Here is a 22,018-nt window from a genome sequence, read left to right on the forward strand (position 1 = left end):
CGGCGACGATGACGCTGGAGCCGGACATGGTGATTGCCGCGATCTCGGGGGTGAGCATGATGCCCAGCGATGAGACGAAGACGCCGGCAGCGATCGGCAGTGCGAAGACGTTGTAGCCGATCGCCCATCCGAGGTTCTGTCGCATTTTGCGGACCGTGCCCTTTCCGATGGTCAGCGCGATGGCGACGTCGAGCGGGTCCGAGCGCATGAGTACGACGTCGGCGGTTTCGATAGCGACATCGGTGCCCGCGCCGATCGCGATGCCGAGGTCGGCTTGCGCGAGTGCGGGGGCGTCGTTGACGCCGTCGCCGACCATCGCGACCTTCCTGCCTGAGCTTTGAAGTTCAGCGATCTTGGCGGATTTGTCTTCCGGGAGGACTTCGGCGATCACCGTGTCGATGCCGAGGAGGGCGGCGATGCGTTTGGCGGTGGGTTCGTTGTCACCGGTGAGCATCACTACTTCGATCCCGGAGTCATGGAGCGCGGTGATCGCAGCGGCGGCGGTCTGCCGTGGGGCATCGGCCAGGGCGATCACCCCTGCGGCTTCCCCGTCGACCGCGAACGCGATGGCGGTTCGGCCAGAGGCGGCGAGCTCGCTCTGCGCGGCAGCGATGGAGCGGATGTTGATTCCTTCGTCCGCCATCAGTCGAGGGTTACCCATCACCACGCGGCGCCCATCGACGGTCGCGATGGCTCCGAGCCCGGGGATATTCCGGAACGAACTAGCGGTGCGGCGAGGGATGTTGCGGGCGTCCGCGTACGCGACGATTGCCTTGGCCAGCGGGTGCTCGGACTCGCGTTCCGCGGCGGCGGCGAGGGAGAGCAGTTCGATGTCGTTCATCCCGATCGGCATGTAGTCGGTCACTTCCGGTTCACCCCGGGTCAGGGTGCCGGTCTTGTCCAACACAACGGTGTCGATGTGCGCCGCGGACTCGAGGGCGCCCGCGTTCTTGAACAGCACCCCGCGTTTGGCGCCGAGGCCGGTGCCGACCATGATCGCGGTCGGGGTGGCCAGGCCCAGCGCGTCGGGGCAGGTGATCACCACCACGGTGATCGCGAAGAGAATCGCTGTCGGCACCGACGCGCCGATAAGCCACCAGACGAGGAAGGTCACAGTGCCGCCGATCAGTGCGACCAGGACTAGCCAGAACGCGGCCCGGTCCGCGAGACGCTGCCCGGGGGCTTTGGAGTTCTGAGCTTCTTGCACGAGAGCGACGATCTGGGCCAGCGCAGTATCGGCGCCGATCTTGGTGGCCCTAATCCGGATTGTGCCGGTCGTGTTCACGGTCGCGCCGATCACCGGTGAGCCGGGGGCTTTGACGACGGGAAGGCTTTCGCCGGTGACCATGGATTCGTCGATCTCCGACTCGCCGTCCTCGACGGTGCCGTCGGTGGGGACTTTCGCCCCGGGTCGCACGAGCATCAGGTCGCCCGGCATGACCTCGGAGGTGGGCACCTCGATCTCTTCGCCGTCGCGGAGCACGACCGCGCGGGCGGGGGCGAGCTCGAGGAGCGTGCGGACGGCGTCGTTCGCTCCGCCGCGGGCGCGCATCTCCACCCAGTGGCCGAGCAGTACGAAGCTAGCCAGCACCGTCGCGGCCTCGTAGAATACCTCGCCGCCACCGGTGAGGGTGACCACGACGCTGTAGAGCCATCCGGTGCCGACACCGACGGCGACCAGCACCATCATGTCGAGGGTCCGGGCGCGCAGGGCCCGCCAGGCGCCGTCGAAGAAGATCCACGCGGAGTAGAAGATCACCGGCAGGGACAGGATCAGGGAGAACCAGTCATCGCGCAGCCCGAACGGCGAGGGGACGGTGAAGCCCAGCACCTCCCGGCCGATCGGGGACCACAGGATGATCGGCACCGACAGTACCGCTGCGACGATGAACCGGTTCCGCATGTCGCGGATCATCGCGGCCATCGACATCCCTGCGTGGCTGCCGCCGTGCCCCATGACGTCCTGGCTCGTATGAGCGATCGTTTCGTGTTTGGCGCGCGCGTGAGGGTCCGGGGCAGCGGATGCCGCGGCCGTGTCGACGTTGGTGTGGCTCGCATGGTGGCCGGCGTACGGATCGGCCGAGTTGTCTGCAGGGTCGCAGATGTGTTCGGGGACTGATTGTCCGGCGCAGTGGTAGCCGCACTCGATGATCCACTGACGCAGCTGCGCCTGTGAGGTGCGTTGCGGGTCGTAAGAGACGTTCGCGGTCTGCGCGATCGGGTTCGCGTCGACCGCGGTAACCCCGGGCTGGCGGAGCAGGGTCGATTCGACGATGGACTTCGAGGATGCCCAGGAGAGGCCCTCGACTTCCATTACGACGGTGCGGGTCGTTTCGTTCATTGCGTTTCTCTAAATCGGCGGGCTCGCTGCGGAAAGATCACGAGGTCGGCTCCGTCACCAGGACGGTCCGCCAGGTGTTGCCGGCGTCGGTCGTGATCCGTACGCCGCTATCGTCGGCGATTGCTGCGGTCCCGTCCGGGCTGACGGAGATGGCAGCTGGTATCCCGGTGGCGTGTCCAGCGGTCTTCCATACCGCTCCTGGCTTCGTGGTCCCGGTCCAGATGGTGCCGTCCGCGCCGGCCCCGATGATTCCTTCCTCCTAGGTGGGGTCCGCGGCGATGACGACAAGCATCGGGGCGTTGCCAACGGGAGCGAAACTGCTCCCGGCGTCGCGGCTGACCATCAGGCCCTCGGGTGTGGTGGCGGTCACGACATCGGGGTTGGTCGGATCGATGCTGATATCGCGGGCAGTCAGCGCGGCGACATCGGCCCAGGTCTGCCCGCCGTCGACGCTCGCCGCCAGGGCGGCGCGGTCGGAGGGGAGCCCGAGCAGGAAATCGGGTGCGGCGGGAGTGGTGGCGAGCATGTGGAAGTCCGTGACCCCTGCGAGGGACACCTGCTCCCACCCTGTCTCGGTGTGCCGGACGAGGCCGATATTCGGCGGAGCGAACGAATCTTCTTGGTTGTCAGGGGCGGGGTGGCCGGACGCGAGAATGCTCTCCCCTTGGACGGTCAGGCCCATCGCATCGAACACAGTGTCCCCGACCAGGGACACCTCATCGGTGGTGAGGTCGATGCGGTACGCGCCGGTGTGTGCGCCGACCAGCACGGCTCCGTCGGGCGCGAACGCGACGTCGTGAATATGAGCGACGGGCGGAGCGGAGGAAGGTTCATCGCTGCCGGCGGTCGTGCAGGCCGTGGCGGTGACTGTCAGCACGCCAGCGAGGACGGTGGCAGTGAGGGTGCGTGTGCGCGTGTTCATAGTGGCGGGCTCCACGGGCGAGGGCCAGCCGGCGGGTGCGGCCGACCCCTGCCTGTCAGAGGGTCGCGAGGATGTCCTCCATCGTCGTGATCTCGGTGGTCTGCGAGGCGATGATGTTCTCCGCCAGGGCGACCACATCGGCGTTCTCGCCGTCGTCGATCTGCGTCTGCGCCATCTCGATCGCGCCTTCGTGGTGCACGATCATCTGCTCCAGGAACAGGCGCGACGCCTCCACGCCGGTGGCGCCCTCCAGCGCCTCCATGTCGGTGTTCGACATCATTCCCCCGTGATCCATACCGTCCATCTCGCCCATCGGCGTGCCCCACTCCTCAAGCCACGACTCCATCAGCTCGATTTCGGGGCCTTGCGCGGCTTTGATCTGCTCGGCGAGGCTCAGCACGCGGTCATCGATGCCGTCCTTGGCGAGGATCATGTCGGCCATCTCGACGGCCTGTTCGTGGTGCGGGACCATCATCATCGTGAACTGCATGTCTGCGGAGTTCACATCGGCGGCAGGGGATGCCGAGGACGATGAGCCCATCCCGGGCATGTTGTCCATGCCGCCACCGGTCGTGGTGCCAGCGCAGCCGGCGAGAGCGAGCAGGGCGGTCAGGGTGATCGCGGCGGTCGCCGCGGCACGGTTCTTCATCAGGTTCTCCTCAGTCGTTTGTGAGCGCACGAACCGGTGTGTCCGGGCGTGAAAGTGCTGAGCCCACCCGCGGGACGGGTCGGCTGCGAGCACCTCTCAGGTGCGACTGATGCAGAGAACGAGCAGAGACGGGGGTCTAGGAAGGGCAGTGCTAGGGGCGATCAGGGTAGGGCCGGCGCGCAGCGCGGCCCCCCAGGTGTGGCCCACGCGAGGGAGGAAGAGCAGTAACGCCACGAAGAGCAGCGCGAGGACGCAGGTCATCGCCAGCATGCTGGTATGCCCGCCGCAGTCCACGCACTCCCCGTCCGTCGACGGCTGGGGCGTGCCGTGGTCGGCCACGGCCACGGCCGCGCCAGCGGTGCCGTGTTCGTGGATCGCCGACGACGCGGGCGTTGACGTCTCGGCGTGACTGTTCAGAGAGTGCATCGCGAGCAGCCCGACGATGATCGCGGTGGTGACGGCGATGAGTAGCAGCAGCGAGTGGCCGAGCCCACGCGGGCCAGGACGCAGGCGTTGCGCCAGAGCGATCATCGACATGTCACCTCCCTCGCTTCCCAGGGTAAACGGATCAGGCGGGCTGACGTGTGCGGGATATAGGGGTGGCTGCGGCGACCGACGCGGTGGCGTGGGCGCGGAAGCGTCGCAGCCGGAGGCTGTTGGTGACCACAAACACAGACGAGAACGCCATCGCGGCGGCCGCGATTAGCGGGTTCAGCAGGCCGAGCATCGCCAGTGGGATCGCGGCGATGTTGTACGCGAACGCCCAGAACAGGTTTCCCTTGATGGTGCCCAGGGTTCGGCGGGCCAGCCGGATCGCATCCGCCACCACGAGCAGGTCACCGGAGACGATCGTGATGTCACTCGCAGCGATCGCCGCATCCGTCCCGCCGCCCATCGCCACCCCGAGATCCGCCGCGGCGAGGGCCGCGGCATCGTTCACGCCATCGCCGACCATCGCCACCACACGCCGGGAGGCATGCAGCTGCCGGATCGCTTCGAGCTTCCCGGCAGGCGTGACTCCGGAGCGGACTTCGTCGATGCCGACGAGAGTGGCGATGTGTAGCGCCGCACCGGCGTTGTCGCCGGTGAGTAGTACCGGCCGGAGCCCCAGCGCGCGGAATCGTGCGATCGCTTCGGCGCTGGTGGGCTTGACGGTGTCGGACACGGCGATCGTGCCCAGGAACTCGCCGTCGCGTGCAACCGCGATCACCGTCGCCCCGGCGGCTTCCAGGGCCTCAGCTTCGGTGCGGTGGGTGGCGGGGGCGTGGACGGACCATTGGTCCTCGACCCACAGGGGACGCCCGGCGACCACCACGGCGCCATCGATTACGGCTTGCACGCCGAACCCGACGTGCGACGTGAACCCCTCGGCAGGAGTCGGCGTGCCCTCCACCGCCGCGACGATTGCACGGGCGACGGGGTGTTCCGATCCCCACTCTGCGGCGGCGGCCGATGCTAGCAGGTCCTCGGAAGTGATGCCGGGTGCGGGGGAGAGCGTGGTGACGGACATGACACCGTTCGTGATGGTGCCGGTCTTGTCCAGCACGATGGTGTCGACCTGGCGGGTCTGCTCGAGCACCTGGGGTCCGCGGATCAGGATGCCCAGCTGCGACCCGCGGCCGGTGCCGACCAGCAGCGCCGTCGGTGTCGCCAACCCCAGAGCGTAGGGGCAGGCGATGATTAGGGTCGCGACGGCCGCGGTGAACGCGACCTCGAGCGACCCGCCGAGTAGCAGCCACCCGACGAACGCGATGATCGCCAGGACGATCACGATCGGAACGAACACGGCCGAGACGCGGTCAGCGAGGCGCTGCACCTTGGCCTTGCCGGTTTGTGCTTCTTCCATCAGCCGTTGCATCCGCGCCAGCTCGGTGTCGGCGCCGACGCGGGTGATCTCCACGATCAGGCGCCCGCCGACGTTCACCGTAGCGCCGACCACGCGGGAACCCTTGGTGACCTCAATGGGGACGGATTCGCCCGTCAGCATGCTCGCGTCGATCGCGGATGCGCCGTCAACGACGAGCCCGTCGGAAGGGATCTTCTCCCCGGGGCGCACGACCACCTGATCGGCGACGGCTAGGGCATGTCTGACAATTGCCGGGTCCAGGCGATGACGGCGTTGAGGATGACAGCGGCCCGGTAGGTGATCGCGAGTTTGTCGTAGCGGGTGGCGAGTCCTCGCCATTGCTTGATGTGGCAGTAGCGGCGCTCGATGACGTTGCGGCCCTTGTAGTCGGCGGCGTCGAGGCAGACGGGGCGTCCGCCGCGTGAGCCGCGGCGCTTGCGGTGGCCTTGCTGGTCGGACGGCTCGGGGATCACGGCCTTGATCCCGCGGGCGCGTAGATGCCCGCGGATCGCGCGGGATGAGTACGCCTTGTCACCCCGGACCGCGTCCGGACGAGTGCGGGGCCGGCCGACGGGACGGGCGACACGCAGGTGTCCCATCAGCGGCAGGAACATCGGCGAGTCCCCGGCCTGGCCTGCTGTCAGCAGCGCGACCAGCGGGAGCCCGTTGCCGTCGACGAGCTGGTGGATCTTCGTCGACAGGCCGCCTCGGGAGCGGCCGACCGCGTGATCAGGCGGCTCGCGCGTCGTTCCATCCGACTTGCCGGGATGCATCGGCGATCGGCAGGTCGGTTTCCTCGATCAGTCGCGTGAACTCCGTCAGGCGGGTCTCGATGAGGAACCGCATGGGGGCGACACCGACCTGCTGGGTGAAAACGCGTGTGAGATGGGCGCGGGAGACGGCCACCTCCGCGGCGAGCCTGCCGACCGTCCACGGCTCGGTCATGCGCGAGCGCAGCAGGACGACCGAGCGGCGCACGGGGCGAGCGATTGGCGGCTGCGCGAGCCGGCCGCGCACCGGGAGGACGAACCTCTCGGGCACGGCGCCGTCGTCGGCGAGCAGCGTCGGTAGGGCAATCTCGACGGCGCGGGAGAACAGAGAGATCAGTCGGGTGGTCGCGACCTCCGGTGGCGCGGTCTCGTTCACGAGGCTGATCTGGCGCCACAGCGGTTCGATGCGGTGCAGGATGTCCACGCCAGGCTGCAGCACGAGTGCCGAGCCGTCCCAGGCGTCAGGATGCACGCCCGGACGGACGCCTCAATGTGTGCGGCGCCCTCGAGGACGTGGACGATCTTGGCGTGCCCAAACACGGCGCGGTGGATGCGTTCGGCGCGCACGCTCTCCACCGCCGACAACGGCGGACCGGCCGGCCGGCCAATAACGTAGCCGCGGCCGGTATCGTCACGATCCCGCAGGGGTGGGACCGCATCCCGTCCGATCAATGGCGCCGTCACGCGTTCATCGACACGACCAGTTCCGTGGCCTCCGGAAGGTTGCGCCGTGGTCACGCCCGATAGCCGATGACAGTGGTCATGCCGGTTTCGGCGTGGTAGATGTTGTGGCAGTGGGCGACCCAGAGACCTGGGTTGTCAGCGTCGAAGTCGACGGTGAGGGTCTGCTTGGGCAGGATGATCGACGTGTCTTTCCGCGGGCCGCCACCTTCATGCTGGTAGGTGTGACCGTGTAGATGGAATGGGTGCCACATCTCGGTGTCATTAGTGATCGTGAACCGGACGCGTTCGCCTTCGCGGATCTCGTGCGCGCCGTCGAGGGGCTGATTCATATCGAACCGTCGCCCGTCGATGCCCCAGTCGTATTCGGCCATACCTCCGGTGAGAGTGATCGCCACGGTCCGATCAGGCTGCCGTGAGGACAGCGCAACGCTGCTATCTGACGTCAGCAGCTGTGCGGTCCCGATCCGGCTGCTAGTGAGCTCCGGGATGCTCACATCGGCCGTCGGTGCTGCCGCGGCGCTGCCGGTGCGGATGACGGCGAAGCCGCGGTCGCGCTTGCCTTCGGCTTGCGCGACGAGGGGAAACACGCCGTCGCCGAGGGTGAGGGTCGCGTCGTAGCGTTCGCCCATGCCGATGAGGATGCTGTCGACTTCGAGCGGTTCCACGGGGAAGCCGTCGGTATGGGTGATGGTGAGCGTGTGACCGCCGATGGCGAGGCGGAACGCGGTGTCGCTGCCGGCGTTGATGATCCGCAGCCGCACCTTCTCGCCGGCCCGCCCGGTGAACTGGGTGGGGTCAGCGGGGGGTTTCCCGTTGACGAGGTAGAGGGGGTAGTAGACGTCGCCGGCGTCGCCGCCGAGCAGATCGGAGGTGGCGCCCATGAGGGTGTTGCCCATCCGCATGAACATGTCGCCCATCCCGCCCGTGTCACCCATCCCGGCGGACAGCTCGTCAAGGACGTCGTCGGGGGTGGCGGTGACGCCGTCGAGCCAGTCGTCGAGGATGATGACCCACTCGTCCTCGTACCCGCCGGGCTCGGCGGGGTCCTCGACGATCAGCGCCCCGTACAGGCCACGGTCCAGCTGCACCCCGACGTGGGGGTGGAACCAGTAGGTGCCGGGATCGGGCGCGATGAACTCGTAGTCGAAACTGGCCCCGGCCTTGATGGGCTGCTGGGTGACCGGCGGGACGCCGTCCATGTCGTTGCGCAGCGCGAGCCCGTGCCAGTGCACGGAGGTGTCCGCCTCGAGCTGGTTCCGGACGGTGGCCTTCAGAGTGTCTCCGGCGCCGAGACGGATCACGGGCGCCGGAACAGACCCGAACGCCCAGGTCGGCGCGGTCGCCCCGGCTAGGTCCAGCACGGTCGGGGCGGCGGTGAGGGTCGCGGTGGTGACCTTCCCGGTGCCGCCGCGGCGCCGCTCGGCGCCTTGGACCTGGGCGCCGTCGGGCTGCACCCAGTTCGCCGCCGGCGCGCAGGATGCCAGCGCGACCGTCGCGACGGCGCCAATGCTGACGCCGAGGAACCCTCGCCGAGTTAGGAGGAAGCGGGGGCGTGGGGCGGGCGACGGGTTCATCGTTGTTTCCTTTCCGGCCGGGAGCGCGGGCCGTGGTTTTCGTCAGGGAGGCCGTCCGGGTCGGACGTCGCATGATCGGCGGAGGCTCGTGGGGCACGATTGCCGGTTGCCGTGACGGCCGAGGGCTCTGAGCGCCTGGATCCGATGGCGAGCAACGCCATTGCGATCAGCACGATCACGGTCCCGATCCAGCCCCACAGGCCCGGGTCCTCGCGCAGGATCAGCAGCGACAGCAGGATCCCGAAGACCGGCACGAGCAGCGTCCACGCGGCGAGGAGGTCGAGCCGGGCACGTCCGATCTCGGTGAACCAGGCGACCGTGGTGGCGGCGGTGCCGACCAGTGATAGGAACAGCAGGGTGAGGATGAACCGGATGTTCCAGTCGATCGTGGGCGGCCCTTCTGTGACGGCTGCGGTGCCGGCGAGGATCGCACCTCCGATGAGCAGCTGAGCTGCCGCCACGATTCGGACGTCTGCGTGCACGATCCGGCCGATGAGGGTGCCGGCGGTGATCGCGGCGGCGGAGGTCAGTGAGAGCCACGCTCCGGTGCCGAGCCCGGAGGGAAGGACGATGATGAGTAGGCCGGTGAAGCCCAGGCCGATCGCGGCGATCGCGGCGGGGGTGGGACGCTCGCGGTAGAGCCACCACGCGGGCAGCAGGATCAGGATTGGCTGCGCGTTGGCGAGCACCGAGGCGATCCCGGTCGACAGTCCGGTCGCGGCGACGAACATCGTCGTGAATGCCAGGGCGATGTTCACCAGTCCGAGGCAGCCGATCAGTGCCCATGTCTTCGGGTCGCGGGGAAGAGGTGCCCGCTGGATGCCGGCGACGGTTGCGAGCGCGACCCCGGCGATGAGGGCTCTCAGTGCCGCGAGCCACAGCGGCGGGGCGTCTTGCAGGCCGACGGTGATCGCGACGAAGCACGACCCCCAGGCGAGCGTGACCCACAGCATCCGCAGCGGTCGGGGGTGCCCGTGCCGGCTGGCGTCCGCGAGGGGGCGGACGACGGTGTTCACGACGACTCTCGCGTGTCGGTCCCGCTGTCGCCCCCGTGGCGTCGATGATTCGAGTCGTGGGCGCCGGTGTGGTGGCGGTGGCCGAACAGGTGCATGGCGGCCATGCCGATGATCGCGACGTAGGGCAGCACTGCGACGACGTGGGGAAGGTGGTCGATGAACAGGTAGATCGCGATCCCGAGCACGGAGATCCCGATGATCAGCCACGCCGTCACAGGCATCCGTCGCCGCGGGTCGCCTTCGCCGGGACGTCGGCGGGCGGTTGGTGGTCACCGGTCATGGTCGGGCTCCTCCGCCGGTGTGAGGAAGTCCTGGCGCATGCCGAGGCTCTCGTCGGTGAGGCGGATCGAGGTCGCGGCGTCGGGGACGGTGCCCGTCAGCGCGCGGATCGCGTCGATCGTCTCGGGCACGACGATGGCCTCGTTGTAGACCTGGTAGGCGAGGTAGGCCTCGCTGCCGTTCACGGTGACCAGGTCCTCCCACACGGCGACCTCCCACATGTCTCCCCGGGGGCGGCCGAGATCGCGCATCAGCTCGACGGTGGAGTTGAGGGCGACCAGGCCATCGGACATCCGGATGAACGCGATGCGGGGCGCGGCGCGCAGGGCGTCCAGCACCTCGTCGCGGGTCGCCTCCCGGGTCAGTTGTAGCGTCCAGTAGTGGCTGTGGGTCTGCGTGTGGGCGCCTTTGGCGGCGATGGTGACGACATCGAGTCCGGGGAGCACGGTCTGTGCGTCGGGGCCCTGATGAGAGGGGATGGTCGGTTCTGGGACCATCGTGTTCATGATCCCGCCGAGGTGCGATTCCCACGGGTCGGTGGCGCGGCGGATGAGCACCCCACGGGCGCGCAGCAGGAGTCCGGCCGCATCCAGCGCGCCGAGGATCCGCACGATGCTGGTGGTGTTGCAGGAGACCACCCGGGTGCTGTCCCTGCCGATGGCGCTGGCGTAGTTGGCTTGGGCGACGAAGGAGTGGCCGGTGGTGGAGTGGGACTCGCCGCCTTGGAGCACTGCCTTGACGCCGAGGGCGCGGTAGCGCTCCAGGTTTCCCGCTGCCACATGCTTGGGGGTGGTGTCGACGACGACGTCGCACTGCGCGAGAAGGTCGTCGAGCACTCCCTGTGCGGGCACGTCGGCGCCCCGCATGGCCTGCTGCGCCTCGATGGTGGAGGCGAACACGGGCAGGCGGTTCGCTGCGGACTTGATCCGCCAGTCGGTGGCGATGTCCGCGACGCCGACCAGGTCCATGTCCGACTGCAGCAGGACCGCGTCGGCGACGCGCTTGCCGATGACGCCGTAGCCGTTGACGCCGACTCGAATGGTGTTCATGTGCGTGCCTTTCTGATGAGGGATGGGAGCCGCGGCGGTCATCGCCGTCGCCGCGTGGTCCAGAGCAGGTAGCCGCCGAGTGCGGTGACCACGCTCGCGCCGGCGCCAATCATGACGCCTTCCCGCGAGCGCCATCTCGTGTTCCCGCTGACGAGTTCGCCGATGCCGTTGATCAGGGCGGCGGTGATCATGCCGGCGATCAGGCGATTGCCGATCCGTTCAGCCCGTCCCACGAGCGGTTCCAGTTCGGCCGCGCGCAGGTGCACCTCGAGGCCGCCGTTCTCCAGCACCCGCCGGAGCTGCTTGAGTGTTCCGGGCAGCTCGAGCAGCAGTGCTCCGGCATCCGCGGATGCCTGTGCCCAGCGTTTCGCCAGGGCGGGGAGGGAGAACTGTCGCTGCACGATCCGCTCCGAGAAGGGGGTGAGCGCCTGCAGCATCTCGAACTCGGGGTCGAGCCGTGCCGCCAGTGCCTCGCCCACCATCAGGACCTTGAACAGCAGAGCGGTCTGCTGCGGCAGCTGGAGGTGGTGGTGTCGCAGCAGGGCGAGCAGCTCTCCGAGCAGGTGGCTGAGGTTAATGTCGGACAGGGGGCGTCCGAGATACCGCGACACGAAGACGTCCAGGGAGCGGCCGAGCTCGCCGCGGTCGGAGGTGTTCTTGGTGATCGAGAGCGCGAGCAGGGCGGTGGCGAGCGCGTTGGAGTCTCCGCGGGTGAAGGCGAGCAGCACGTCGGAGAGCTGCTCGGTGACCTCTTCGTCGAGTTGGCCGACCATGCCGAAGTCGATGAGGGCGATGGATCCGTCGGTTTGGATGAACAGGTTGCCCGGGTGCGGGTCGGCGTGGAAGAAGCGGTTCTCGAACACCATGGTGAGGATGAGGTCTGCGCCTCGCCTGGCCAGCTGGTTCCGGTCGATGCCGGCCGCGTCCAGGGCGGGCAGGTCGTCGACTCGGATGCCGTGCATCCGTTCCAGGGTCAGCACGCGTGACGTGGTCGTCTCCCAGAACACCTGAGGGACGGCGACGTCGGGTGAGTCGGCGAAGTCGGCGGCGAACCGCTCCGCGTTCCGGCCCTCCTGCAGATAGTCGAGCTCGGCGCGCAGCGTGCGGGAGAACTCCTCGACGATGCCCGGCAGGTTGTACTGGCGGGCGGCATCCCACCGCTTGTCGGCGCGCTCGGCGAGGTTCTGCAGGATCTCCAGGTCTTCGTGGATCTGGGCGACCGCGCCGGGTCGGCGGACCTTCACGACGACCTGGGTGCCGTCGTGAAGGGTCGCGGCGTATGCCTGCCCGATCGACGCGGCGGCCAGCGGTTGCGGGTCGAACTGTGCGAAGAGCTGTTCGGGGTCCGCGCCGAGCTCCTCGCGGATCACCGCCTTCATCGGCTCCCAGGCCTCGGGCGGCGCGGCGTCCTGAAGCTTGACCAACTCGGCGAGGTAAGCGGCGGGCAGCAGGTCGTTGCGGGTGGACAGCAGCTGGCCGAGTTTGATGAAGGTCGGTCCGAGCTCCTCGAGGGCGAGTCGGAGGTGTTCCGGACTGGTGTAGGGCTCGTCCCGGCGCGCATGCCCGAGAACGCCTTTGTTGAAGGGAATCCACTTCTCCAGTCCGAGCAGCCCGAGGCCGAGCCCGAGTCCGTGGTGCTCGAGGATGGTGGCGATGCGCCGATACCGGCTCCGATGCGTGCTCATCAGTCGAGGCCTCCTTCGCGGTTGGTCGCGTCGCGGGCCGAGGTGCCCGGGCCGATCGCGAACGTCTTGGTCTGTCCGGCCGAGAGCGGCACGGCGACCGCGCCGACGCGCACGTGGATCGCGGGTGCTGAGCCGGCGTGCACGCGAAGCTCCAGGCTGCGGTCACGGAGCATCACGTCGACGAGGTGGCCGCGGTATCGGATCTGGAACCCGACCCGGGTGAGGTTCGGCGGCAGTCGGGGGGCGAAGACGAGCTCGTCGTCACCGAGGGCCATGCCGGCGAAGGAGCGGACGGGCAGGTCGATGGTGCCGGCCATCGCGCCGAGGTGGATCCCTTCGCGGGTGGTGCCGCCCTGGGAGTCGTCGAGATCGGCGATCAGCGCCTCGCGGAACGCGATCCAGGAGCGGGACGGGTCGATGCCGGCCAGGACGGAGGCGTTCACGACTCGGCTGAGCGTCGACCCGTTGGCGGTGCGGGCGAGGTAGTACTCGACCGTGCGGGTCAGGTCCTGCTCGGAGAACGGGTAGCCGAGCGTGGCGAGTTGCGCCCGGAGCCCGTCGTGACCGAGCAGGTAGACCAGCATGACGACGTCGGGCTGCTTGGCGAGCTTGTACCGGTTGGTGCTGTCGTTCTCGGACTCGAGGATGAGATCGAGCCGGCCGATGTTCCCGTACTCCTCGCGGTAGTGGTCCCAGTCCAGCTCCTGCAGGCTCTCGTAGCCGTCGAACTGGGTGAGGATGCCGTCGCGGTGGAACCCCACCGCCAGTCGTGTGCTGAGCCGGGCCCACCCCGCGATCTCCTCGTCGGTGACGCGGAGCCGGTCGCGGAGGCCCTCGCCGCGGTGCCCGTGGAGCAGGGCGAGTGTCCGGGCCGCTCGCGTGGCGACCCACGAGGCGAGGACGTTGGTGTACGTGTTGTCGCGCAGGCCGCTGCCGGGAGCGTCCGGGGCGCCGTCGTGGAACTCGTCGGGTCCCATCACCCCGGCGATGTGGAAGCGGTCGGTGGCAGTGTCGTGCTCGGCGAGCGAGGCGAACAGGCGGGCGACCTCGATGATGAGCTCGCCGCCGCGTTCGGCGAGCCACTCGAGGTCGCCGGTGGCCTGGTAGTGCTGCCAGGCGTTGTAGGCGATGGCGAGGCCGACGTGGCGTTGACGGTGGGAGTTGTCCGGCATCCACCGACCGGAGCGCGGGTTGTAGAGCGCCTCGGGCGTCTCCTCGCGACCGTCGCTGCCGCTCTGCCAGGGGAAGAGGGCTCCGCGGAGTCCGGCGGCGGTCGCCGCGGCGCGGGCGGCGTCCAGTCGCCGCCAGCGGTAGTCGATCAGCGCCCGGCTGATCTCGGGCGTGCGCAGAGCGATCACGGGCAGGACGAACACCTCGTCCCAGAAGACGTGCCCCCGATACCCCTCGCCGTGCAGGCCGCGGGCGGGCACCCCGGCGTCGAGCTCGACGGTGTGCGGCGAGAGGGTCTGGAGCAGGTGGAAGACGTGCAGGTTCAGGATGAGTCGGCTGTGCGTGTCGGCGTCCAGGGTGACCGCGAAGCGTTCCCAGAGTCGCCGCCACGCCGCCGCGTGGCGTTCCCGCAGCGCCTCGACGTCGCCACCGCGTTCGGTGAGCAGGGTCAGGGCGGCACCACCCGGCTCGCTGATGGCCCGATCGTGGGAGGTGTAGATCGCGGCCGTCTTGGTGAGGGTGACCGGTCGACCCTGCTCCAGAGGGATGCGCAGCTCCCGGGTGTGCTGCGATGGCGTGTCGATGCGGTGATCGGTCGCGCTGTCGGTTCCGGTGAGGGTCGAGCGGACGGCGGTGGCGATGTGGACCCGGCTCTGCCGGGTCCGCACCTCGCAGAGGGTGGTGTCGCCGACCTGGCGGAACGTCGGCTGCGTGAGGTGGGTGGCGTCCGATCCGAGATACGCGGCCACGTTGCTGTTGCGCACGCCGGCGTCGATCCCGGCGCGGAGGGTGACCGTGCCGCTCCAGTCGGGGGCGGTGAGCGTGGTTTCCAGCACGGCCAGGTGAGGCTCGTCCAGGGAGGTGAACGTCGTCTGCACGAAGTCGAGTCGATCCCCGTTCGGAGCGGTGAGGACCGCGCGGCGGACGACCAGGCCGCGGCGCAGGTCGAGCTCGCGTCGTTCGCTGTGCGTCACGACCTGGCCGGTGGACAGCCACGGCCCGTCTCCGAGGCGGAGGTCCACCGGAAGCCAGTTGGGAGTGTTGACGAGATGCTCCTCCTCGAGCTCGCGCCCGTGGATGGTGCTCGCCAGTCGGTTGTACACGCCGGCGAGGTAGGTGCCGGGATAGTGGATGCCGTCGTCGTGGTGCTCGGGCCGGGCGCCCCGGGTGGCCAGGTAGCCGTTGCCCAGCGCGGTGAGCGCCTCCCGGTGCCCTTCGTGCGCGGGGTCGAAGCCGTCGTAGACCAGCTGCCACGGATCCGTGGTGGAGACGCCCAGGTCGAGCTCGGCGACATCGGCCAGGACGAGGTCGGCGCCCGCGGCCTCGAGCTGCTCCCGCGCTCCGGCGCGGTCGATGCCGACGACGAAGCCGAAGCCTCCGCGCCTCCCGGCCGCCACGCCGGCGACCGAGTCCTCGACGACCGCGGTGCGGGCCGCGGCGACACCCAGTCGCCGGGCCGCCTCGACGAACATGGCGGGATCCGGCTTGCCTTTCAGGTGATGCGAGAGCGCGATCCGGCCGTCCACCACGGTGTCGAAGCAGCCGGCCAGTCCTGCGGCGGCGAGCATCTGGTGCGCGTTCCGGCTCGCGGTGACCAGCCCGACCGGAACGGCCGCGCCCCGCAGGCGATGCAGCAGCGCCACGGTGCCCGGATAGACGCGCAGCCCGCGGGTGCCCAGCTCCGCCAGGAACAGCTCGTTCTTGCGCGCCGCGAGCCCCGCGATCGTCCACGCCGTTGGTGGGTCGTCGGGATCTCCGGCGTCCAGGGCGATCCCACGGGCCGTCAGGTACGCCGATACCCCGTCCTCGCGGGTTCGCCCATCCACATAGCGGCGGTAGTCGGCGACCGGGTCGAAGGTCGTCTCGGGGTCGTCCACCTGCACACGCGGGTCTCGCAGCACCTCGTCGAACAGCTGCTTCCACGCGGCGGCATGGATCGCGGCGGTGTTCGTGACCACGCCGTCCATGTCGAACAGCACCGCGTCGTAGACGGCATCGAGGTGGTGAGTCCCGCGCTCTGCCGACCGCGGAGTCATCGCGGCGCCTCGCGTCCGGTCATGAGGCGCCGCCGGGCGTCGACGCCGGGGCGAGGCTGCTCGCCTCTGCCGGGGCCGCGGGGGCCTGCTGGGCGGGCAGCCGGAGCCGCTTGAGCAGGAGCGCGTTGACGGCGACGATCACGCTGGAGCCGGACATGCTGATGGCGGCGATCTCCGGGGAGAGCATGATCCCGAACGCGGGGTAGAACACGCCGGCGGCGATCGGCAGCGCGATCGCGTTGTAGCCGATGGCCCAGCCGAGGTTCTGCCGCATCTTCCGCAGCGTGCCCTTCCCGATCTTCAGCGCGATCGCCACGTCCAGCGGGTCGGAGCGCATCAGGACGACATCGGCGGTCTCGATGGCGACGTCGGTGCCGGCGCCGATCGCGATGCCGAGGTCCGCCTGGGCGAGGGCGGGGGCGTCGTTGACGCCGTCGCCGACCATCGCGACCTTCTTGCCGGATGCCTGGAGCTCGGCGATCTTGGCGGACTTGTCCTCGGGGAGCACGTCGGCGATCACGGTGTCGATGCCCAGCAGCGAGGCGATGCGCTCGGCGGTGGGCTTGTTGTCGCCCGTGAGCATCGCCACCTCGATGCCCTGCTCGTGGAGTGCGTCGATCGCGGCTTTCGCGGTGTCGCGGGGGGCGTCGGCGAGGGCGATCACGCCGGCGATCTGCCCGTCGACGGCGAACATGATCGCGGTGCGGCCGCCGTCCGCGAGGGCCTGCTGCTGCGAGACGACCGGGCCGGTGTCGATGCCCTGCGCGGCCATCAGCCGGGCGTTGCCGAGCACCACGTGCTTCCCGTCCACGGTGGCGATCGCGCCCTGCCCGGTGACGTTGCGGAACGCGGACGCGGTGCGGCGCGGGATGTTCCGGCTCTCGGCGTAGGTGACGATCGCCTTGGCCAGCGGGTGCTCCGACTCCCGCTCGAGCGCCGCGGCGAGGGCGAGCAGCTCCAGGTCGTCCATGCCGATGGGGATGTAGTCGGTGACCTCCGGCTCGCCCTTGGTGAGCGTGCCGGTCTTGTCCAGCACGACGGTGTCGATGTGCGCGGCGGTCTCGATGCCGGTGGCGTTCTTGAACAGGACACCACGCTTGGCGCCCAGGCCGGTGCCGACCATGATCGCGGTCGGCGTGGCGAGCCCGAGGGCGTCGGGGCAGGTGATGACGACGACGGTGATCGCGAACAGGATCGCCATCGGCAGCTCCGCCCCGGCGAGGAACCACACCAGGAAGGTCAGGGTGCCGCCGACGAGGGCGAGCAGAACGAGCCAGAACGCGGCCCGGTCGGCGAGGCGCTGGCCGGGGGCCTTGGAGTTCTGCGCCTCCTGCACCAGCTTCACGATCTGCGCCAGCGCGGTGTCCGCGCCGACCTTCGTGGCACGCACCCGGAGCGTGCCGACGGTGTTCACGGTCGCCCCGATCACCTCCGAGCCGGGCGCCTTCTCGACCGGCATGGACTCGCCGGTGACCATCGACTCGTCGATCTCGGACTCGCCGTCCTCGACGACGCCGTCGGTGGGGACCTTCGCGCCGGGGCGGATGAGCATGAGGTCGCCGGGGACGACCTCGGAGGTGGGGATTTCGACCTCCTCGCCGTCGCGGAGGACGACCGCGCGGGCGGGCGCGAGCTCCAGCAGCCGGCGGATGGCGTCGTTCGCACCTCCCCGGGCGCGCATCTCGACCCAGTGGCCGAGCAGCACGAAGGTGGCCAGCACGGTCGCCGCCTCGTAGAAGACCTCGCCGCCGCCGGTGAGGGTGATGACCAGGCTGTAGATCCAGCCGGCGCCGACACCGACCGCGACCAGCACCATCATGTCCAGGGTGCGGGCCCGCAGAGCCCGGTAGGCGCCGTCGAAGAAGATCCAGGCCGAGTAGAAGATCACCGGCAGCGACACGATCAGCATGAACACGTCGTCGCGCAGCCCGAACGGGGCCGGCACCTCGAAGCCGAGCACCTCCCGGCCGATCGGGGACCACAAGGTGATCGGGATCGACAGGATCAACGCGACCAGGAACCGGTTGCGCATGTCCCGGATCATCGCGTCCATCGACATGCCGCCGTGATGCCCGCCGTGGCCCATCACATCCTGCGCGCTGCGGCCGGCCGGCTGAGCCCCGTGATCGTGTCCGCCCTCGGTGGCCGGAGCGTGACCGGCATGCGCGCCGGCGTCCATGGCGGAGTGGTCCGCGTGGTCCGCTGCCGGGTGCGGGTGCTCGTGCCCCGCCGGGGTGTCATGACCGGTGGAGACCGCGCGTCCCTCGTGCTCGGCGTGCTCCTGATAGCCGTCGTGCGCGTCATGCTCGGCGTGGGCATCGTGCTCGGCGTGGTCGTGGTGCTCGGCGTGCTCGTGAGGTTCGTGGGCGGGGTCGCAGATGTGGTCCGGGACGGACTGCCCGGCGCAGTGGTAGCCGCATTCGATCACCCACTGCTGCAGGTGCGCGACCGAGGTGGTCTGCGGGTCGTAGGTGACGGTCGCGGTCTGGGAGACCGGGTTCGCGTCGACGGACAGGACGCCCGGCTGGCGGGCGAGGTGGGCTTCGGTGACGTTCTTGGAGGTCGCGCGGATCATGCCGCTGACCTGCAGGGTCACGGTCTTGGTGTCGGTCATCGGATTTCCTTCGCGGTGGAGGGGCGGTTCAGGTCGGTGTCGGGGTGGGGCCAGCGCCAGTCGGCGACGGCGGGGATGTCGGTGCCGTGCTCGCGGGTGTGGGCGCGGGCGCGCAGGCGGGCGTCGACGAGTTCCTGCCGCAGCTGCGCGTGGGTCGCGGCAAGGCCCGGGACGTGGTCGAGGACGTCGATCGCGAGCCGGTAGCGGTCGAGGTCGTTGAGCATGACCATGTCGAACGGGGTCGTGGTGGTGCCCTTCTCCACGAAGCCGTGGACGTGCAGGTTCTGGTGCCCGGCGCGCTTGTAGGTGAGACGGTGGATCAGCCACGGGTAGCCGTGGTAGGCGAAGATCACCGGCTTGTCGGGGGTGAAGATCGCGTCGAACTCCCGGTCCGGCAGGCCGTGCGGGTGCTGGTCCTCGGATTGCAGACGGGTCAGGTCGACCACGTTCACGACCCGCACGGACAGGTCAGGGATGTGCTCGCGCAGCAACGCGGCCGCGGCGAGCACCTCGAGGGTGGGCACGTCGCCGGCGGCGGCGAGCACCACGTCCGGCTCGGCGCCCTCGGTCTCGGTGCCGGCCCAGGGCAGGATGCCCAGGCCCCGGGTGCAGTGCTCGATCGCCTCGTCCATGGTGAGCCACTGCGGGGCGGGCTGCTTTCCGGCGACGACGACGTTGATGTAGCCGGTGGAGCGCAGGCAGTGGTCGTAGGTGGACAGCAGCGTGTTCGCGTCGAACGGGAGGTAGACGCGGACGATGTCGGGGCTCTTGTTCAGGGCGAGGTCGATGAACCCGGGGTCCTGGTGGCTGAACCCGTTGTGGTCCTGCCGCCAGACGTGGCTGGAGAGCAGGTAGTTGAAGCTCGGCACCGGTTCCCGCCAGGGCACCTCGCTGGCGGCTTCGAGCCATTTGGCGTGCTGGTTGAACATCGAGTCGACGATGTGCGTGAACGCCTCGTAGCAGTTGAACAGGCCGTGCCGGCCGGTGAGGACGTACCCTTCGAGCCAGCCCTGGCACTGGTGCTCGCTGAGCACCTCCATCACCCGCCCGGTCGGCGCCAGATGCTCGTCCACCGGCAGCACGGTCGCGTTCCACTGCTTGCCGGTGGCCTCGAACACGGGCGGGGCGAGCCGGTTGGAGGCGGTCTCGTCGGGGCCGAAGATGCGGAAGTTGTCCGGGTTGTGCCGGATCACGTCGGCGAGCCATTCGCCGAGCATCCGGGTCGCCTCCGCCGTTCCCGTGCCTCGCGCCTCGGGGTCGACCGGGTGGGCGTGGTCGCGGAAGTCGCCCAGGCGCAGCGGGACGGTCAGCTGCCCGCCGTTCGCGACCGGGTTAGCGCTCATCCGCCGCGCTCCGGCCGGGGCGGCGGCGACCGTGGCGGGGAACGGGGCGCCGTCGGCGTCGAAGAGCTCGTCGGGCCGGTAGGAGGCCAGCCAGTCCTGGAGGATCTGCAGGTGCTCGGGGGTGTCGCGGACCTCGGCGAGCGGCACCTGGTGGGACCGCCAGGTGCCCTCCACGGGGAGCCCGTCGATCACCGGCGGGCAGGTCCAGCCTTTCGGGCTGCGCAGCACGATCGCTGGCCACGCCGGCCGGCCTTCCAGGGTGCCGGCCGCCGCGGCGGTCTTGATGTCCGCGATCCGGTCCAGCACCTCGTCCAGCACGCCGGCGAACCGGGCGTGGGACTCCCGCGGGTCCTCGCCGTCGAAGCCGACGGTGACCACGAACGGCTCGTGGCCGTAGCCGCGCAGCAGCGCGACCAGCTCGTCCTCGGGGATGCGGGACAGCACCGTCGGGTTGGCGATCTTGTACCCGTTCAGGTGCAGGATCGGTAGCACCACCCCGTCCGCGGCGGGGTTGAGGAACTTGTTGCCGTGCCACGCGGTCGCCAGCGGCCCGGTCTCGGCCTCCCCGTCGCCGATCACGCACGCGACCAGCAGGTCCGGGTTGTCGAACGCGGCGCCGTAGGCGTGGACGAGGGAATAGCCGAGCTCGCCGCCCTCGTTGATCGACCCGGGCGTGTCCGGGGACGCGTGCGAGGGGATGCCGCCGGGGAAGGAGAACTGCCGGAACAGCGCCTTGAGCCCCTCCTCGGTGCGGTCGATCCGCGGGTACAGCTCCGTGTAGGTGCCGTCCAGGTAGGCGTTGGCGACCATGCCCGGCCCGCCGTGCCCCGGCCCGGTCACGTACAGGGTGTTCAGATCCCGGTCGGTGATCGCCCGGTTGAGGTGGGCGTACAGGAAGTTCAGGCCCGGGGTGGTGCCCCAGTGCCCCAGTAGTCGAGGCTTGATGTGCTCCGCGGTGAGCGGGTCGCGCAGCAGCGGGTTGTCGAGCAGGTAGATCTGCCCGATGCTCAGGTAGTTCGCCGCCCGCCACCACGCATCCACCTCCTCCAGTCGTTCCGGGGTGACGGCGGTGGTGCGGTATGCCCAGCGGGCCGGTGCGGTGCTCATGGTCGGTCTCCTCGAGGTTCGCGGCCGAGGCCGCCGAATGTGGTCATGGTGATAGTGGTCATTGTGCGGTCCCTGCCGGGAGGACGACGGTGGTCTCGGTGCCGTGGATCCAGACGATGCCGCGGTCGTCGACGAGCACGACCGCCCCATCTGCGTTCCCGAGCGCCTGGACGGTGCCCGTGGCGGCACCGACGCTGTCCCAGGATCCGGTGCCGGTGACTCGCCAGAGGGTGCCGTCGGTGTCGACGCCGACCAGCCCGCCCGTGGAGTCCGCCTCCACCAGGTAGAGCGGCGGCGCATCCGCGACGAGGTCGAAGGTGGCGCCCGCATCCCGGCTCTCCTGCAGGCCCTGCCGCGTCGCGGCGTAGAGGGTGCCGTCGGTGGTGACGGTCAGGTCGGCGGCGGGGAGCTCGGCGCCGTCGATCCAGGTGGTCCCGCCGTCGGTGCTGGTGCGGATGGTGATCGAGCTGGACCCGATCCCGTGGATCGCACCGTCTCCGGCGGTGAGGACGTGGAAGTCCTCCTGCCCGGTAAACGCGACCGGCTCCCAGGTGGTCCCGGCGTCGGTGCTTCGGATGAGTCCCAGGTTGTGCTCGCCGAGCTCCGCCGGGGTGTTCGGTCCCGGGTGCCCGGAGGCGTAGAGGACGTCGCCGTCGGCGGTCAGGCCCATCGCGTCGAAGTCCGCGCCTCCCAGGGGGCCGGAGATGTCGCCGGTGTCGGTGAGGGTGTAGAGGCCTGCGTGGGCGCCCAGCAGCACGGTGCTCCCGCCGAGGTCGACGATGCCGTGCACATGACCGAGACCGGTATCCGGGGCGGGTGCCGAGGTGGCGGTCGGCGTGGAGGTGCAGCCGGTCAGCAGCAGGCCCGCAGCAGCGGCGACGGCAGCGGCCGTGATCGTGGTGGCGTTGCTGCTCATGCGATCGCCTGGATGAA

Annotated in this window: 15 protein-coding genes and 1 pseudogene; all 16 read right to left on the reverse strand. The window is 69.6% G+C overall.

Features of this window, described 5'->3' with window-relative positions; genetic code table 11:
• The coding region (locus tag C2868_RS00320; protein ID WP_103662770.1) for a cation-translocating P-type ATPase at positions 1–2,341 on the reverse strand (2,341 nt) is incomplete at its 3' end.
• Positions 2,342–2,600: 259 nt separating this feature from the next.
• Complete coding sequence (locus C2868_RS00325; RefSeq protein WP_103662758.1) at positions 2,601–3,263, reverse strand: hypothetical protein; 663 nt, start codon at positions 3,261–3,263, stop codon at positions 2,601–2,603.
• A gap of 55 nt (positions 3,264–3,318) precedes the next feature.
• A complete protein-coding gene (locus C2868_RS00330) occupies positions 3,319–3,912 on the reverse strand; it encodes a DUF305 domain-containing protein (RefSeq protein WP_100814303.1) in 594 nt (197 codons plus the stop codon).
• Between the two features lie 96 nt (positions 3,913–4,008).
• Positions 4,009–4,449, reverse strand: coding sequence for a DUF6153 family protein (locus C2868_RS00335; RefSeq protein ID WP_100814304.1), 441 nt, complete (start codon positions 4,447–4,449; stop codon positions 4,009–4,011).
• Between the two features lie 31 nt (positions 4,450–4,480).
• Entirely contained in the window at positions 4,481–6,097 is a 1,617-nt protein-coding gene (locus tag C2868_RS00340) for a cation-translocating P-type ATPase (protein WP_232711669.1), read from the reverse strand.
• Positions 5,989–6,498 (reverse strand): annotated as a pseudogene (locus C2868_RS00345) (IS5 family transposase); the annotation flags it as partial. The pseudogene C2868_RS00345 and the gene C2868_RS00340, both read right to left, overlap by 109 nt.
• A complete protein-coding gene (locus C2868_RS17605) occupies positions 6,488–6,703 on the reverse strand; it encodes a helix-turn-helix domain-containing protein (protein ID WP_232711325.1) in 216 nt (71 codons plus the stop codon). The pseudogene C2868_RS00345 and the gene C2868_RS17605, both read right to left, overlap by 11 nt.
• Before the next feature lie 559 nt (positions 6,704–7,262).
• Positions 7,263–8,786 (reverse strand): multicopper oxidase family protein, encoded by a 1,524-nt coding sequence (locus C2868_RS00355; protein ID WP_036298348.1) that lies wholly within the window; start codon positions 8,784–8,786, stop codon positions 7,263–7,265.
• Positions 8,783–9,802 carry a DMT family transporter gene (locus C2868_RS00360; RefSeq protein ID WP_100812072.1) on the reverse strand — a complete coding sequence of 340 codons (1,020 nt, stop codon included), beginning with the start codon at positions 9,800–9,802 and terminating at the stop codon, positions 8,783–8,785. Before C2868_RS00360 ends, C2868_RS00355 begins: the two co-directional genes overlap by 4 nt.
• Positions 9,799–10,017: a DUF2933 domain-containing protein gene (locus tag C2868_RS00365; RefSeq protein WP_021010678.1), complete on the reverse strand. Its 219-nt coding sequence runs from the start codon at positions 10,015–10,017 to the stop codon at positions 9,799–9,801. Before C2868_RS00365 ends, C2868_RS00360 begins: the two co-directional genes overlap by 4 nt.
• Positions 10,018–10,071: 54 nt before the next feature.
• On the reverse strand, positions 10,072–11,130 hold the full coding sequence (locus tag C2868_RS00370; protein ID WP_033107657.1) for a type II glyceraldehyde-3-phosphate dehydrogenase: 1,059 nt from the start codon (positions 11,128–11,130) through the stop codon (positions 10,072–10,074).
• 38 nt (positions 11,131–11,168) lie between these two features.
• Positions 11,169–12,815 carry an AarF/ABC1/UbiB kinase family protein gene (locus C2868_RS00375; protein ID WP_103662759.1) on the reverse strand — a complete coding sequence of 549 codons (1,647 nt, stop codon included), beginning with the start codon at positions 12,813–12,815 and terminating at the stop codon, positions 11,169–11,171.
• On the reverse strand, positions 12,815–16,021 hold the full coding sequence (locus tag C2868_RS00380) for an HAD-IA family hydrolase (protein WP_051513456.1): 3,207 nt from the start codon (positions 16,019–16,021) through the stop codon (positions 12,815–12,817). Before C2868_RS00380 ends, C2868_RS00375 begins: the two co-directional genes overlap by 1 nt.
• Before the next feature lie 19 nt (positions 16,022–16,040).
• Positions 16,041–18,635: a cation-translocating P-type ATPase gene (locus C2868_RS00385; RefSeq protein WP_103662760.1), complete on the reverse strand. Its 2,595-nt coding sequence runs from the start codon at positions 18,633–18,635 to the stop codon at positions 16,041–16,043.
• Complete coding sequence (locus tag C2868_RS00390; protein WP_033107645.1) at positions 18,632–21,085, reverse strand: phosphoketolase; 2,454 nt, start codon at positions 21,083–21,085, stop codon at positions 18,632–18,634. The genes C2868_RS00385 and C2868_RS00390 overlap by 4 nt, the downstream gene beginning before the upstream one ends.
• Positions 21,086–21,143: 58 nt before the next feature.
• Positions 21,144–22,001, reverse strand: a complete 858-nt coding sequence (locus C2868_RS00395) for a F510_1955 family glycosylhydrolase (RefSeq protein ID WP_036302054.1) — start codon at positions 21,999–22,001, stop codon at positions 21,144–21,146.
• Positions 22,002–22,018: the final 17 nt, after the last annotated feature.

The organism is Microbacterium sp. CJ77 (genome assembly GCF_002911615.1).
Lineage (GTDB): Bacteria > Actinomycetota > Actinomycetes > Actinomycetales > Microbacteriaceae > Microbacterium.